At 62.8% G+C, this 14745-nt stretch carries 18 protein-coding genes; 9 read left to right on the top strand and 9 right to left on the bottom strand.

Going from position 1 to position 14745, the window contains the following annotated elements; genetic code table 11:
* Nucleotides 1–21: 21 nt before the first annotated feature.
* Nucleotides 22–639 carry a bifunctional phosphoserine phosphatase/homoserine phosphotransferase ThrH gene (gene thrH / locus FAS41_RS19675; protein ID WP_138525129.1) on the bottom strand — a complete coding sequence of 206 codons (618 nt, stop codon included), beginning with the start codon at nt 637–639 and terminating at the stop codon, nt 22–24.
* A gap of 189 nt (nt 640–828) precedes the next feature.
* Between thrH and FAS41_RS19680 the strand changes: the two genes are divergently transcribed.
* The 3 genes from FAS41_RS19680 (at nt 829) to FAS41_RS19690 (ending at nt 3257) form a co-directional block, all read left to right on the top strand.
* Complete coding sequence (locus tag FAS41_RS19680) at nt 829–1563, top strand: phosphoadenylyl-sulfate reductase (protein WP_138525130.1); 735 nt, start codon at nt 829–831, stop codon at nt 1561–1563.
* Between the two features lie 85 nt (nt 1564–1648).
* Entirely contained in the window at nt 1649–1993 is a 345-nt protein-coding gene (locus FAS41_RS19685) for a hypothetical protein (protein ID WP_045208573.1), read from the top strand.
* Nucleotides 1994–2072: 79 nt separating this feature from the next.
* On the top strand, nt 2073–3257 hold the full coding sequence (locus tag FAS41_RS19690) for an MFS transporter (RefSeq protein ID WP_138525131.1): 1185 nt from the start codon (nt 2073–2075) through the stop codon (nt 3255–3257).
* Nucleotides 3258–3464: 207 nt separating this feature from the next.
* Here FAS41_RS19690 and cysB read toward each other — a convergent pair whose 3' ends face one another.
* The 5 genes from cysB to FAS41_RS19715 form a co-directional block, all read right to left on the bottom strand.
* The gene (cysB, locus tag FAS41_RS19695; protein ID WP_024765699.1) at nt 3465–4439 is read right to left on the bottom strand and encodes an HTH-type transcriptional regulator CysB; all 975 of its coding nucleotides are present in this window, start codon (nt 4437–4439) and stop codon (nt 3465–3467) included.
* Nucleotides 4440–4606: 167 nt separating this feature from the next.
* The gene (locus FAS41_RS19700) at nt 4607–5092 is read right to left on the bottom strand and encodes a universal stress protein (protein ID WP_138525132.1); all 486 of its coding nucleotides are present in this window, start codon (nt 5090–5092) and stop codon (nt 4607–4609) included.
* A 96-nt stretch (nt 5093–5188) separates the two neighbouring features.
* Entirely contained in the window at nt 5189–6100 is a 912-nt protein-coding gene (locus tag FAS41_RS19705) for a 5'-nucleotidase (RefSeq protein WP_138525133.1), read from the bottom strand.
* 17 nt (nt 6101–6117) lie between these two features.
* The gene (locus FAS41_RS19710) at nt 6118–7065 is read right to left on the bottom strand and encodes a putative 2-dehydropantoate 2-reductase (protein ID WP_138525134.1); all 948 of its coding nucleotides are present in this window, start codon (nt 7063–7065) and stop codon (nt 6118–6120) included.
* On the bottom strand, nt 7065–7451 hold the full coding sequence (locus FAS41_RS19715) for a YbbN family protein (RefSeq protein WP_138525135.1): 387 nt from the start codon (nt 7449–7451) through the stop codon (nt 7065–7067). Before FAS41_RS19715 ends, FAS41_RS19710 begins: the two co-directional genes overlap by 1 nt.
* On the opposite strand from FAS41_RS19715, the gene FAS41_RS19720 reads away from it, so the two are divergent.
* Nucleotides 7450–7869 carry a PilZ domain-containing protein gene (locus tag FAS41_RS19720; protein ID WP_138525136.1) on the top strand — a complete coding sequence of 140 codons (420 nt, stop codon included), beginning with the start codon at nt 7450–7452 and terminating at the stop codon, nt 7867–7869. The two genes, FAS41_RS19715 and FAS41_RS19720, sit on opposite strands and share 2 nt — an antisense overlap.
* Before the next feature lie 180 nt (nt 7870–8049).
* Entirely contained in the window at nt 8050–9126 is a 1077-nt protein-coding gene (locus FAS41_RS19725) for a 3-deoxy-7-phosphoheptulonate synthase (RefSeq protein WP_138525137.1), read from the top strand.
* 209 nt (nt 9127–9335) lie between these two features.
* On the opposite strand, the gene FAS41_RS19730 is transcribed toward FAS41_RS19725, so the two are convergent.
* Complete coding sequence (locus FAS41_RS19730) at nt 9336–9620, bottom strand: GNAT family N-acetyltransferase (RefSeq protein ID WP_024765462.1); 285 nt, start codon at nt 9618–9620, stop codon at nt 9336–9338.
* Between the two features lie 23 nt (nt 9621–9643).
* Nucleotides 9644–10918, bottom strand: coding sequence for a hypothetical protein (locus tag FAS41_RS19735; protein ID WP_138525138.1), 1275 nt, complete (start codon nt 10916–10918; stop codon nt 9644–9646).
* 237 nt (nt 10919–11155) lie between these two features.
* Between FAS41_RS19735 and FAS41_RS19740 the strand changes: the two genes are divergently transcribed.
* The 4 genes from FAS41_RS19740 (at nt 11156) to FAS41_RS19755 (ending at nt 13780) form a co-directional block, all read left to right on the top strand.
* Entirely contained in the window at nt 11156–11845 is a 690-nt protein-coding gene (locus FAS41_RS19740) for a crotonase/enoyl-CoA hydratase family protein (RefSeq protein WP_138525139.1), read from the top strand.
* A 158-nt stretch (nt 11846–12003) separates the two neighbouring features.
* Complete coding sequence (locus FAS41_RS19745; RefSeq protein WP_138525140.1) at nt 12004–12195, top strand: hypothetical protein; 192 nt, start codon at nt 12004–12006, stop codon at nt 12193–12195.
* A 306-nt stretch (nt 12196–12501) separates the two neighbouring features.
* The gene (locus FAS41_RS19750; protein WP_138525141.1) at nt 12502–12723 is read left to right on the top strand and encodes a hypothetical protein; all 222 of its coding nucleotides are present in this window, start codon (nt 12502–12504) and stop codon (nt 12721–12723) included.
* A gap of 85 nt (nt 12724–12808) precedes the next feature.
* On the top strand, nt 12809–13780 hold the full coding sequence (locus FAS41_RS19755; RefSeq protein ID WP_138525142.1) for a magnesium and cobalt transport protein CorA: 972 nt from the start codon (nt 12809–12811) through the stop codon (nt 13778–13780).
* Between the two features lie 193 nt (nt 13781–13973).
* Here FAS41_RS19755 and FAS41_RS19760 read toward each other — a convergent pair whose 3' ends face one another.
* Nucleotides 13974–14711 carry an amidotransferase gene (locus FAS41_RS19760; protein WP_138525143.1) on the bottom strand — a complete coding sequence of 246 codons (738 nt, stop codon included), beginning with the start codon at nt 14709–14711 and terminating at the stop codon, nt 13974–13976.
* Between the last annotated feature and the right edge of the window lie 34 nt (nt 14712–14745).

Consider the following 14745-nt stretch of genomic DNA (forward strand, 5'->3'; position numbering starts at 1 on the left):
GCTTTTTCGTCACAGCCGGTGTTACAGGCTGAGCGGGCGGTTGGACGCCTTGAGGAATTCCTTCTTCAGGTCCTCATAGGTGTGCACGGCCGGGAACTGCGGGAACTCGCGAATCACGTTGTCCGGTGCGTGGAACAGGATGCCGGCGTGAGCTTCAGAGAGCATGGTGGTGTCGTTGTAGGAGTCGCCAGCGGCGATCACACGGTAGTACAGGCTCTTGAAGGCGATGACCGACTGACGCTTCGGATCCTTCTGGCGCAGCTGGTAGCTGACGACACGGTCGGTCTCATCGGTGATCAGCTTGTGGCACAGCAGGGTCGGGAAACCCAGCTGGCGCATCAGCGGCTGGGAGAATTCGTAGAAGGTGTCGGAGAGGATCACCACCTGGAAGCGCTCACGCAGCCAGTCGACGAATTCCACTGCGCCTTCCAGCGGCTTCAGGGTGGCGATCACTTCCTGGATGTCGGACAGCTTCAGGCCGTGCTCGTCGAGAATGCGCAGGCGCTGCTTCATCAGCACGTCGTAATCCGGGATATCGCGGGTCGTCGCCTTGAGCGCTTCGATACCGGTTTTTTCAGCGAAGGCGATCCAGATTTCCGGAACCAGAACCCCTTCCAGGTCGAGACAGGCGATTTCCACGAACGATTTCCCCGCAGGTTTGACTTGAGAGGCGGCACTCTAGCCGCTCGCTCCAAGCGGCGCAACGCGCCACTTATACCCAAACACCACAGTCGACCTTCCTGATGGTTATTTAGGGGCATATCCGCCTCTTTGCTACCATCGCGCCCACAGAGCGCCTTGCGCCAATAAAACTAGGAATACCGCCTGATGAGCCTCCCGTTCGATATCGCGGAAATCGCCGCGAGCTATGCCAGCAAAGCCCCACAGGACATCCTGAAGCTTGCCTTCGAGCACTTCGGTGATGAGCTGTGGATTTCCTTCAGCGGTGCCGAGGACGTGGTGCTGGTGGACATGGCCTGGAAGCTCAACAAGAACGTCAAGGTATTCAGCCTCGACACCGGTCGCCTGCACCCGGAGACCTACCGCTTCATCGAGCAGGTGCGCGAGCACTACGGCATCGCCATCGAAGTGATGACCCCGGACCCGCGCCTGCTGGAGCCGTTCGTCAAGGAGAAGGGCCTGTTCAGCTTCTTCAAGGACGGCCACGGCGAGTGCTGCGGCATCCGCAAGATCGAACCACTCAAGCGCAAGCTGTCCACCGTGACCGCCTGGGCCACCGGCCAGCGCAAGGACCAGAGCCCGGGCACCCGCAGCCAGGTCGCCGTAGTCGAAGTGGACGGCGCGTTCTCCACCCCGGAGAAACCTCTGATCAAGTTCAACCCGCTGGCGAACATGAGCAGCGAAGAGGTCTGGGCCTACATCCGCATGCTGGAAATCCCCTACAACAGCCTGCACGAGCGAGGCTTCATCAGCATTGGTTGCGAGCCCTGCACCCGCCCGGTACTGCCGAACCAGCACGAGCGCGAAGGCCGCTGGTGGTGGGAGGAAGCTACCCAGAAAGAGTGCGGCCTGCACGCCGGCAATTTGATCAGCAAGGCCTGAGGCCTTACCCTCGGCTGACGGAAATTCCCTTGTCAGCCCGCAGCCCAGGATCGGACGCCTGCATGCCTGCGGCGGAGCCAATCCCATGCGCATCACCCTGGTGAAAAAGGTCCTGGCCGATGGCCAGGACTGCCGCAAGTGCCGCGAAGTCCACGAACGCCTGGTCAAGGGCGGCTACCTGAATCGAATCGATCGCACCCTGGTCGCCGACGAACGCAACCCCGCCAGCACCGGCTGGCTGGTCGCTGCACAGTACGGCGTAGACACCGCGCCCTTCTTCGTCGTCCGCCACGATGACGGTCGTGAAGTCGTTTACACGGTGTTCATGAGTTTCCTCCACGAGGTGCTCGAAGGCCGCGGCGAACTGCCGCTGGACTCTCGCGAAGCCCTGGCCGAACTGGCCCAGCGCGACGATCTGGATCGCCTGTAGCCGTCAACCTTGACGCTTTCTTGATGGCCGCTCGGCCAGACTGTCGCTTCCTACTACTGACGCACAAGGAAGTTTCTCCATGGCCGACGGCGCGGATCGCACACGCCCCCGTATTCCCGGCACCGTCTGGGCGCTGGGTTTCGTCAGCCTGTTCATGGACGTCTCCTCCGAACTGCTGCACAGCCTGCTACCGCTGTTCCTGGTCGGCAGCCTGGGGCTGAGCATGGTCGCGGTCGGCCTGATCGAAGGCATCGCCGAGGCTACCGCGCTGATCGTCAAGGTGTTCTCCGGCGCCATCAGCGACTACCTCGGCCGGCGCAAGGGGCTGGTCCTATTCGGCTATGGCCTCGCGGCGCTCTCCAAGCCACTGTTCCCGCTGGCCACCTCGGGCGAGACCATCTTCGCCGCGCGTCTGCTCGACCGTATCGGCAAGGGCATCCGCGGTGCACCGCGGGACGCACTGATTGCTGACGTCTCGCCGCCGTCGATCCGTGGCGCCTGCTTCGGCCTGCGCCAGTCCATGGACACCGTCGGCGCCTTCGCCGGCCCGCTGCTGGCCATCGTGCTGATGCTCTGGCTAGGCAACAATCTGCCGCTGGTGTTCTGGTTCGCCTGCATTCCAGCCGGTATCGCGGTGCTGGCCATCGTCTTCTTCGTGAAGGAACCGGAACAGGCCGAAGGTACCCACCGCTTCCGCTCGCCGATCCATCGAGACGCGCTGCGCAGCTTCCCGGCGCGCTACTGGTGGGTGGTCGGCATCGGCGCGGTGTTCACTCTCGCGCGCTTCAGCGAAGCCTTCCTGGTGCTGCGTGCCCAGGACATCGGCCTGCCAATGGCCTGGACGCCAATAGTCATGGTGGTGATGGCCCTGCTGTTCATGCTCTCGGCCTATCCGGTGGGCTGGTGGTCTGACCGCACCGATCGTACCGGCTTGCTGGCCATCGGCATGTTCCTGCTGGTGGCGGCGGACCTGCTGCTGGCCTGGGGCGACTCCACGCCACTGATGCTCGTCGGTGTCGCGCTCTGGGGCCTGCACATGGGCTTCACCCAAGGGCTGCTGGCGACCTTGATCGCCGACACCACGCCAGCCGATCTCAAGGGCACCGCTTTCGGCGTATTCAACCTCGCCAGCGGCCTCGCCATGCTGGCCGCCAGCGTGCTGGCCGGCTGGCTGTGGCAGAGCTTCGGCGCCAGCTGGACCTTCCTTGCCGGCGCGGCGCTTGCCTTCGCCGCCTTGCTGTTGCTGCGCTGGCGTGTCCGCTGAGACGCTGCCCCTTTTGCAGGAGCGAGCTTGCTCGCAAAAGGACCCGCCGGGCACTCCGACGTTGAGCTGTTCGCGAGCAAGCTCGCTCCTACCCAATGCAGCCGGCCACCATACCTGGAAACCGCTCATAAAAAAACGCCGCGACTCTCTTTCGGATCGCGGCGTTTTCCTTGCAGCTTGCCTAGGCAATGGCAGGGACGAACGTCCTCAGTAGACCGGCAGCTCGATGCCGTCGAACAGCTCGTCCAGCTCGGTCTTGTTGTGGCATTGCACGGCCTTGGCCAGCAGGTCGCGGGTCAGGTGCGGGGCGAACTTCTCGATGAAGTCGCACATGAAGCCGCGCAGGAAAGTACCGCGACGGAAACCGATCTTGGTCACGCTGGACTCGAACAGGTGGCTGGCGTCGAGCATCACCAGGTCGCTGTCGAGCTTCGGGTCGACCGCCATGTGAGCCACGATGCCCACGCCCAGGCCCAGGCGAACATAGGTCTTGATCACGTCGGCGTCGGCGGCGGTGAACACCACTTTCGGCACCAGACCGCGCTGGTTGAAAGCTTCGTCGAGCTTGGAGCGGCCGGTGAAGCCGAATACGTAGGTGACGATGGGCTGTTCGGCGAGCAGCTCCAGGGTCAGCTTCGGCACCTTGGTCAGCGGGTGCCCCTGGGGCACGATCACACAGCGGTTCCAGCGGTAGCACGGCATCATGATCAGGTCGCCGAACAGCTCCAGCGCCTCGGTGGCGATGGCGAAGTCGACGGTACCGTCGGCGGCCATCTCGGCGATCTGCATCGGCGTGCCCTGATGCATGTGCAGGGAGACATCCGGATACTGCTTGATGAAGCCGCTGATCACGCCGGGCAACGCATATCGTGCCTGGGTGTGGGTAGTGGCGATGGACAGCGTGCCCTTCTTTTCGTTGGAGAATTCCTGGGCGATCTGCTTGATGCTCTCGACCTTGCGCAGGATCTCGCCGGCGGTGGTGATGATGCGCTCGCCAGCGGGGGTGACACGGGTCAGGTGCTTGCCGCTGCGGGCGAAGACTTCGACGCCCAGTTCGTCCTCCAGCAGGCGGATCTGCTTGCTGATGCCGGGCTGGGAGGTGTACAGGCTTTGGGCGGTGGCCGAGACGTTCAGATCGTGGTGCGCGACTTCCCAGATATAGCGCAGTTGCTGAAGCTTCATGGACTTTCCTCGAAATGAATGTCGCGTCCCGCGATCAGGGGCTTGTCGTTTTATAACCATATTAATGGTTTAAGGAATAAAACTAGACGTTTTTTTTTGCCCTGCATGCCATTCGTCTAAAGCCCCACGGAAAATCCGGGCTTGTCCGACGTATCGTCACAAAGCTTTCAGCGGTGCTGCAGCATCGGCACCAGGTAGACCGGCACCTCGGCCAGTTGCACCAAGCGCGCGGCAGTGCGCCCTAGCGGCGTGTTCAGTCCGTCCCCGTGACTGTGGCTGCCGGCGACGATGATGTCGACGCCCAGGCGCTTGGCCTCGTCGAGGATCACCATCGGCGCATCCCCCTGCACCACGCGCACCGAGCGGATCAGCTCGGCGTCCTGGCGCGCCTCCCCCAGTTCATCGCGGAACCCCTCCATCACCCGCTGCTCGATGCTGCCCATGACGTTGGTCAGGCCATTGGTGCGCATCTCGTTCAACGTGCCCTCATCCAGATAGGTCTGCAAGACGGACTCGGCGAACAGCCCCAACGGTTCTACCGCGTGTACGACATACACCTCGGCTCCGTAGGCACGGGCCAGCGAAAGTGCGTGCTGAAGGACGTAGGGGGCGTAAAGACCGAGGTCGGTGGCGTAAAGAATCGTTCTGATCATGCGGCCTCCTCGACTGCCTGCGCGGCGGGGCCTATCCAGCAGCGTAGCAGGAGAACGAGAATCGCTCCGAGAAGGCCGGTTGTCGCGGCCCGGCGGCTATCCGGCGACCTTCTTCTCGTTGCTCACGCCGTGCGGGACATGGCCGGTCGCCACCACGTCCCGAGCCTTCTCGCAATGCATCGGCTGGTCGTCGAAGAACACATCGGCGGCAAAGGCTTCGAGGAAGGCGGCCTTGTCCAGGCCGCCGAGGAACAGCGACTCGTCCAGACGGATGTCCCACTCGCGCAGCGTGCGGATCACCCGTTCGTGCGCCGGGGCGGAACGCGCGGTGACCAGCGCCGTGCGTATCGGGCAGGACTCCTGCGGGAAAGCCTGCTGCACGCGGTTCAACGCCGCCAGGAAGGGCTTGAACGGCCCGCCGCCCAGAGGCTCGCGGGCGGACTCGCGCTCGTGGGTCTGGAAGGCTTCCAGTCCGCCCTGCTGGTAGACGCGCTCGGAATCGTCGGAGAACAGCACCGCATCGCCATCGAAGGCGAATCGCAGCTCGCCATTGGCTTCCCGACGGGTGCCCCCGGAGAGGATGGTCGCCGCAGCGAAACCTGCTTCCAGCGCGTTGCGCACGTCCTCCAGGTGGGTGGAGAGGAACAGGTGGCAATTGAACGCCTTTAGATAGGGATAGGGGCTGCGACCGCCGACGAAGGCCGCGCGGGAAATGCCCAGGCCGTAGTGCTGGATGGAATTGAACACACGCAGGCCGGTGTCGGCGCTATTGCGCGAGACCAGAACGACTTCGACAGGCGCGCTTTCGGTCCCGCCGTTGAGCGCGAGCAGCTTCTGCACCAGGGCGAAGGCATCGCCGGGCGGCAGGACTTCGTCCTCGCGGTCGATCTGGTACTGACGATAGGCTTCGACGCCCTCGCTTTCATAGACCTGATGGCTTTCCCGCAGGTCGAACAGCGCCCGCGAGGAAATCGCCACCACCAGCTTGTCGCCCAGCCCTTTTGCCATGCTTCCCCCGGTGTCCGTCAGCGTGCCTGGTTGCGCGCATCGATGAAACGCAGCGCGCGGTACAGCGCCTCGATCTTCGGCAGCTCGCGCCCTGCCCTGCGTGCAGCCTCCAGAGGCGCCGCGTAGATCGCGCCCAGCTCCAGCGGCCGGCGCTGGGAGAAGTCATGGTACATGCTCGGCAGATAGTCGGGCATGGCGTCGGTGGAGCTGAGCATGGCGCCAACGATGCCCTGGGGCAGCGAATGCCCGCAGGCGGCGGCACCTGCTATCACTTCCTCCATCAGCTCGGCCACCAGAGCGCGGCTGTCGGGATTGTCCATGATCGCCCGTGTACCGCTGTCGAGCAGCACGGAGAGGCCGTTGTAGGGGATGTTCCAGACCAGTTTCTGCCAGCGCGCCTGCTCCAGGTTGGGCATGGCGTTGGAGTCCAGGCTGGCGCTGCGGAACAGCGCGGCGCCCTCCTCCACGATCGCCTGGCGTGCTTCGGCCTCCTGCGCAGAGCCCGAGTGATAACCGATGTTCACCCCTCCGAAGGCCTGGTGTTCAATCACGCCCGGCTCGGCGCGGTGCACGCAGATGAAGCAGAGACCGCCCAGCAGGTGGATATGCTCGGGCAACAACGCGCGCAACTCGTCTTCCACGGCGAGGCCGTTCTGCAGCAACAGGACCTTGGCGCCTTTCGCGGCGGCCTGGGTGATCAGCGGCGCAAGGTCGGCGTTGCTGGTGGTCTTGGCGCCCACCAGCAGCCAGTCGCAGGGCGGCATCTTCGCCACGTCGGCATAGGCATTCACCGGAGACAGGCTCAGTGCACCGTGCACCTGGCTGTTCAGACGCAGGCCGTTCTGCGCGACGGCGGGAAACTCGCTGCGCAGCAGGAAATGAACGTCATGGCCGGCCCGGGCCAGCATCAGGCCGTAAAAACCGCCAATGGCGCCGGTTCCGATGATGCCGATTCGCAGATTCATCAAGGCAATTCCTCAGCAGGGCGCGCCAGGGCAGCGCGCAGGGCTTGGATCAGGGGTTCAGGGCGCAGCGGTGCGTGAACCGGGCCCAGGAAATGGCCGTCACGCACCAGGAACAGGGACGGCAGGTGGAAGACCTCGTAGCGCTCGACCAGGCCGCCACTGTGTCCGGCATCGATCCAGCACAGGCGATCCACCGGCAGGCCGAACTCCGGCAGCACCTGCCGCGCCCAGCGGCAGGTGGAGCAGCCTTCGCCAGTAAAGATCAGCAGCGATACACCCGGCAGCTCCAGCAGCCGGCGGTCGGCATCCAGGTCGGTCAGCTCCAGGGCCGGCACTATACTCAAGGTGCCAACACTATAAAGATTGCAGTCGGAGCGTTCCGTCATGCGTCAGTTCCTGCGTCACCCGTGCGATTTTCCGGTCGAGCTGGTCATCCGCAAACAGACTTTCCTGCCGCGCCAGCGGTTGCACAATATCAGCCTCGGCGGCGTCGCGTGCAATTCGCCACGGGGCTTTCGCCGGGGCACCGCCATCGAGCTGCGCATTCCCCTGCTGGGCGACTCAGCCTGCTACCCCGGCATCATTGCCTGGAGCCGCAAGCAAGCCAGCGACTATCGCGTCGGTATCGCCTTCATCGACGAAGACACCCTGTTCCGGGCGCGCATGGTCGAGCAGGTCTGCCAGATCGAGCAGTACCGACGCCAGCAGGAACAGGCCAGCGGCACCCGCCTGCCGTTCGAGACGCTGGCGCTGGAGTGGATCGCGCAGAACGCCGCCGACTTCCCGATGTTTTGCGCGGTCTGATCGGCGCCCCGCAGAAAGTCGCGCAAATGCCCGTGATCCGGGCATTTTCCTGCATCGAGCCATTGTCGAGGCGCTGCCTGAACGGTTAAGGTTCGGGTTCCCCTTAGCGACACATTTGCCTGCGCCCCATCGCACGGGGATTTCTGGCGGCCGGCACCCGTGACCTGATTGAGTACCACGATGGCTGATTTACAGATCGACGACCTTAACGTTGCCTCCAACGAGACACTGATCACGCCGGAGCAGCTCAAGCGCGAAATCCCCCTGACCGACGCCGCCCTGCGCACCGTCGCCAACGGCCGCCAGGTCGTCCGTGACATCCTCGATGGCAAGGACCACCGCCTGTTCGTGGTGATCGGCCCCTGCTCGATCCACGACATCAAGGCCGCCCACGAATACGCCGAGCGCCTGAAGGTGCTGGCCGCGGAAGTCTCCGACACCCTGTTCCTAGTGATGCGCGTGTACTTCGAGAAGCCGCGCACCACCGTCGGCTGGAAGGGCCTGATCAACGACCCGTACCTGGATGACTCCTTCAAGATCCAGGACGGCCTGCACATCGGCCGCCAGTTGCTGCGCGACCTCGCCGAGATGGGCCTGCCCACCGCCACCGAGGCGCTCGACCCGATCTCCCCGCAGTACCTGCAGGACCTGATCAGCTGGTCGGCCATCGGCGCACGCACCACCGAATCCCAGACCCACCGCGAGATGGCTTCCGGCCTGTCCTCGGCGGTCGGCTTCAAGAACGGCACCGACGGCAGCCTGACCGTGGCGATCAACGCCCTGCAGTCGGTTTCCAGCCCGCACCGTTTCCTGGGCATCAACCAGGAAGGTGGCGTCTCCATCGTCACCACCAAGGGCAACGCCTACGGCCACGTGGTGCTGCGCGGCGGCAACGGCAAGCCGAACTATGACTCGGTCAGCGTCGCCCTGTGCGAACAGGAACTGACCAAGGCAAAGATCCCGCTGAACGTGATGGTCGACTGCAGCCACGCCAACTCCAACAAGGACCCGGCCCTGCAGCCGCTGGTGATGGACAACGTCGCCAACCAGATCGCCGAGGGCAACAACTCCATCGTCGGCCTGATGGTGGAAAGCCACCTGGGCTGGGGCGCTCAGCCGATCCCGAAAGATCTGTGCCAACTGCAGTACGGCGTGTCGATCACCGATGCCTGCATCGATTGGGACACTACCGAGAAGGCCGTGCGCAGCATGCACACCAAGCTCAAGGACGTCCTGCCCAAGCGCCAACGCGGCTGACGTTCAAGGCATGAACGAAAAAGCCGGGCTGATGCCCGGCTTTTTTATTGGCTTTTCGTAGGAGCGAGCTTGCTCGCGAACGGGGTCTCCGTCCGCACCAGCGTCAAGCGGTTCGCGAGCAAGCTCGCTCCTACAAAGATGGCTACCGGACTCATCAGGTACAAAAAAGCCCGGCATTCGCCGGGCTTTTTCTATTGGCACGCTGACGGTCAAAGCGCGGTATCGGTGTGACGCTGGCGGCGCTCCAGGTAGCGCTCGACGTAGGAGCACGACGGGATGACGCTGTAGCCCTTGCGCTCGGCGAACTGCAGAGCATGTTCGGTGAGCGCGGCGGCGATGCCACGGCCGCGCAGGCTGTCCGGAACGAAAGTGCGATAGATGTCGAGCGTCTGCTTGCCCAGATCCATGTAGGCCAGATAGGCGCGATGACCATCAACAGTCGTTACGAACTGGTGGCTGGTTTCATCATGCTGGATGGACAACGACTCACTCACTTGCTCTCTCCTTCGCAGGGCCTCTACAACATGACCCGCACCTGATTGATCTTGTTCAGGCGGAGGAACATTTCCGCCGAGCCCGTCCCGATCATGACGGTGATATAGACTCGGCCGTTCTCCACCTTGTGCAGCACACCCTGATAATAGGCACCATCAAACGTGATGAACTGCAGGCGCTTGCCGGTGTACTGGGCAAGGCTTTCAACGCTAACGAACTCATATTGCTGCGTTTTGGCCTGCGACTCAACCGTTTCCGGGGCCGAAACCATTTGATATTGGCTTTCCGGCGTGAGTTTTTTCTTCAGCGGATCGACCCAGGCAAACCCCAGCGGTGTGACTGACTGCTGGTTCACTAAGACGACCGGATGCAGCATCTGGATCACATCCTTGGGTTCGAAAAATTGCAGGCCACCCCAGGCCATGCCCTCACTGGGCATCAGCTCGATACGCAGCGAACGCGGATCTTCCAGGTAACGGCCATAGGCCTCGAGCACCGGTTTGTCGACCGCGATGCGCTGCTGGCGCAGGGCCGCGTCGAACTTTTCCAGCGACAACGCGGTGTAGGCCTTCTGGTCCACGCCCAGCTTGCCACGGCAGAATTCGCTGACTCGGCGCTGGTACTGGTTGTCGTTCATTTCGACGACGACCTGGGATACCCGCGGCGGGTTCACGCGCATGTCGCCCGGACGCTCGGAGACGTTCATCAGCGTCATGCTGGTGTGCATGTCCAGCATGTCGCGGGTATCACTGCGCAGGTCGAAGGTCAGCGTCTGCGCGCCCGGCTGCATGTGGTAGGAGAACTCGATATCCGACTCGAGGGTGCGGTAGCCCATCTGCAGCAGCTCATCGACGCCAATGTTGCGCACGTCGCCGCAGGCCACTTCACTCATGGCGGTAAAGGCGCTTTTCTCTGCCGGCTGGGCGTACAGCGACCGCATGAACGGACCGTGGATCTGCAACTCAACGCCCTTCAGGTCCACTGCCATCTGCTCCGGCAGTTTGCCCTCGTCCAGGCGCTCCTTGAAGCTCAGCAACTCGCGCAGCCCATTGAATTTCAACTGGGCGTGGGAAACCTTCAGGCTGTCGCCCGCCATGGGCACCCTGATCACCACGTTCTGCAGGCCGACACGGCCGTCGAAGGACGAGGAAATGCCGCCATAGGTGATCTCCATGAACGGAGAGACGCGTGCGATGGCGTCATTCACCACGCTGCGCACCGAAAGCCAGAGCGACGCCTTGATGATGAGGGCGATCGCCACGACGGCGAAAAGGGACCACTTGAGAATCTTCGACATGGCAGGCACATCCTGGATTGTGCGAGAGCGGGACGCAGGGATAGTGGCAGCTTAACAGTACACCTGGCACCTCTCCACGAGCGCCGTCGGAATTTGCGTGCATAGCGCACAGAAACTGCCCGAATTTCGTGGCATGCCGCTGACTCACCAGTCAGTCAAAACGCTTTACGCCCCCGTCTCGCGTCAGTATGTTCTGGCCACTTCCAACCCAAGGACTGCAACCCAGGACCCTCTGCCATGAGTGAGCTGATCAGCTACCAATTCGAAGACGGCATCGCCACCCTGACCCTGAACAACGGCAAGGTGAACGCCATCTCGCCGGCGGTCATCGAAGCCTTCAACCAGGCCCTGGACCAGGCGGAGAAAGACCGTGCCATCGTCATCGTCACCGGCCAGCCGGGCATTCTCTCCGGCGGCTACGACCTCAAGGTGATGACCTCCGGCCCGGAAAACGCCGTGAACCTGGTGGCCGCCGGCTCCACCCTGGCCCGCCGCATGCTGTCCCACCCGTTCCCGGTCATCGTCGCCTGTACTGGCCACGCGGTGGCCAAGGGCGCCTTCATCCTGCTCTCGGCGGACTACCGCATCGGCGTCGACGGTCCGTTCCAGATTGGCCTCAACGAAGTCGCCATCGGCATGACCATGCACCACGTCGGCATCGAACTGGCTCGTGACCGCCTGCGCCGCTCCGCGTTCACCCGTTCCGTGGTGAACGCGGAAATGTTCAACCCACGCGACGCCGTGGACGCCGGCTTCCTCGACAAGGTGGTGCCGGCCGAACAACTCCAGGCCGCCGCCCTGGAAGCCGCCCAGCACCTGAAGAAGCTGAACATGACCGCGCACCGCAACACCAAGCTGAAAGTGCGCAAGCAACTGCTGGAAACCCTGGACAAGTCCATCGAACTGGACAAGAACCACCTGGCCTGAGCGGCCAAAGACAAAAGCCCGGCTACATGCCGGGCTTTTTCATGCCACCACTATTACCTAAACAGCAATACTGATTAAGCCTGTTTGCTATTTTTCAAAAATTATTACGCATTAACCTATAGATGAACCCAAAGCAAACCAACCCAGAGGTGTTCATCATGAAACTCAACATCATCGCCGCCAGTGTACTGGCCGCCGCTACCGTTTTTGCCGCCCAGGCCAGCTTCGCCGAAGAGTCCCCGCTGATGCAGGACCGCATGGTTCACATGACCCAGGCTGCCATCCAGCAACAACAGTCCGAGCAGTCCGCCAGCCAGGTGAACGTCGAAGCCGCTGCCAAGCAGGGCTGAAACCTTTACCCCCCTACAGCCGCCTGCAGCAGGTGACGTCATGCAGTCGAGCCCGAAGCGAAAAGCCCGGCGTGATGCCGGGCCTTTCAGGGACGATGACGCAACCTCGGCAAGGGTCAGATAGCCATGAAGCCCGCCAGAGTCCAGCAAACCACCGACAGCGCCCCGGCTCCCGCCACCCTGCGTTTGGTCGCCGCACCGCCATCTATCAATTTGCCTGATACCGGAAACCAACCGGCATCGTTATTCAATCGAAATGACCAAAGCGACACTGGGCCATCACTTCACCTAACCCGGGTCGCCAGCATGAACCGCCAAGCCCACCGCTATGCCCGCAACGGCGCCCTCGCTGCCCTGGGGCTCTATACCATCGTGATCCTGGTGGTCACAGCCCTTACCGCCGGCTTCGACGATGCCCGCCGCGCCCCGGTGGACAACATCGATCGCACCGGGCTCTTCGAACGCTTCAATCAGGCGGTGCCCGTGGCACTGCAAGGCCTCCAGGAAGCGCTCACGCCTCACTCCTGATTCCGCTTCGCTGGCGCGTCGCGCCAGGCTGGCCAACACTCAATCCCTGCAGAACGACCTATCCAGCAGCAGGGTGGGCTTGAGCATGGGCCGAGTCATCGCTTCCGCCGTCTACAGCAAGGGCCGCAAGGTTTCCGATATCCCGCTCGAGGACGGTTACCGCTGGGCGTGCCAGCCCGACCACTTCGTCTGGACCGGCCTGCAGGAGCCGACGCCGGAAGAGATGTTCAACCTGCAGCGACAGTTCAACCTCCACGAATTGGCCGTGTCCGACGCCCTGGAAAAGCACAGCAGACCGAAGCTGGAAACCTTTGGTGACGCGCTGTTCATCGTCATCTATTCACCGATTCGCGCCGATAGTCGATTGATGTTCGTCGAAACCCATCTTTTCGCCGGCATCGGCTACATCATCAGCGCGCGCCACGGCTTCTCCCAGTCCTACGCCCAGGTCCGACAGCGCTGCGAGGCGCGGCCGCTCCTGCTGGCCCACGGCACCGACTTCGTGCTCTACGCCCTGCTGGACTTCGTGATGAGCAACTACGAGCCGGTGGTGGAAGCCATCCGCGAGGAAATCGAGGAAGTGGAGCAGCAGGTGCTACGTCAATCGCTGACCCAGGAGCAGATCGAGAAGATCTACGGCCTGCGCCGCGAGGTACTCAAGCTCAAGCATTACGCCGCACCCATGGTGGAGATCTGCCAGGAGTTGCAGCGCCTGGACTTCCCCTTCATCGACAAGCAGATGCGGCCCTACTTCCGCGACGTGGCGATCCACGTGAACCGCCTGCTCGAAGACCTCACCACCCTGCGCGACGTGGCCAGCCAGACCATCGAGGTCGGGCTGGCGCTGGAGTCCTCACGGCAGAGCGTGGTACAGCGCAAGTTCGCCGCCTGGGCGGCCATCCTCGCCTTCCCCACCGCCGTGGCCGGCATCTACGGGATGAACTTCGAATACATCCCGGAGTTGCACTGGCACTACGGCTACTTCCTGATCATGGGGCTGCTGGCGCTGGGCTGCGTCGGGTTGTACATCAGTTTCAAGCAGGCGGATTGGCTATAGAGACCCTTGGGAGCCATTCGGCGACGCGGAACGCAGGATGGCGTGGAGCGCAGCGATACCCATCGAATGGTGTGCACCGGCCTGCATGGGTATCGCTGCGCTCCACCCATCCTACAAAAGCTGTTCAGCCTGGCACTTGCGCAAACGAAAACGCCGCTCAATCGAGCGGCGCTTTCAGTCAGCACAGTCGAAATCAGGCCGCGCTTTTCTTTTCGTCACGACCTTGCTGGACGAATCGCATCATCCATTCGCCGACCGCCGTGCCCTGGTGAGGGCGCGAGAGGCTGTCGATGCCGGACTGGAACACCGGTTCGCTGAAGATGTGCTTGCGCAGCTCGAGGATCGCCTGGGAATAGTCGCTCTGGAACTCCGGATGGCCCTGGAAGCACAGTACCTGGTCGCCGATGGCGTAGGCAGCGTTCGGGCAAAAGTCGCTGGAAGCGATACGGCGAGCGCCATGGGGCAGTTCGGTGACCTGGTCCTGGTGGCTGACCAGCAAGGTCAGGCCATCGCCCGGGGCCGGGGTCATCCACTCCGGCTGCTCCTCGATGCGGTAATCGTGAATGCCCACGCCCCAGCCCTGGCTCGCCCGCTCGGTCTTGCCACCCAGCACCAGTGCCAGCAGCTGATGGCCGAAGCACACGCCCAGCAGCTTGTCGCCACGCTCGTAGAGCTTGAGCACGTAGTCCTTGAGGGTCTGGATCCAGGGATCAGTGCCGAAGGAGTCCGCCTTGCTGCCGGTCACCAGGTACGCGTCGAACTTCTCATCTTCGGGCGGGTAATGCCCTTCCACCACGTTGTAGACCGTGAACTCGGCCGGAACGGGTTGCTTGGCGAACAGTTGCTGGAACATCCAGCCATAGCCCTTGTACTGATCGATGAGTTCGGGGCGGAGGATGTCGGTTTCCAGAATGCAGATGTGCAACGACATGCAGGGGTGATTCCTGGGGGGTTGGCGGCTGATA

This window comes from Pseudomonas nicosulfuronedens (assembly GCF_005877905.1).
GTDB lineage: Bacteria > Pseudomonadota > Gammaproteobacteria > Pseudomonadales > Pseudomonadaceae > Pseudomonas > Pseudomonas nicosulfuronedens.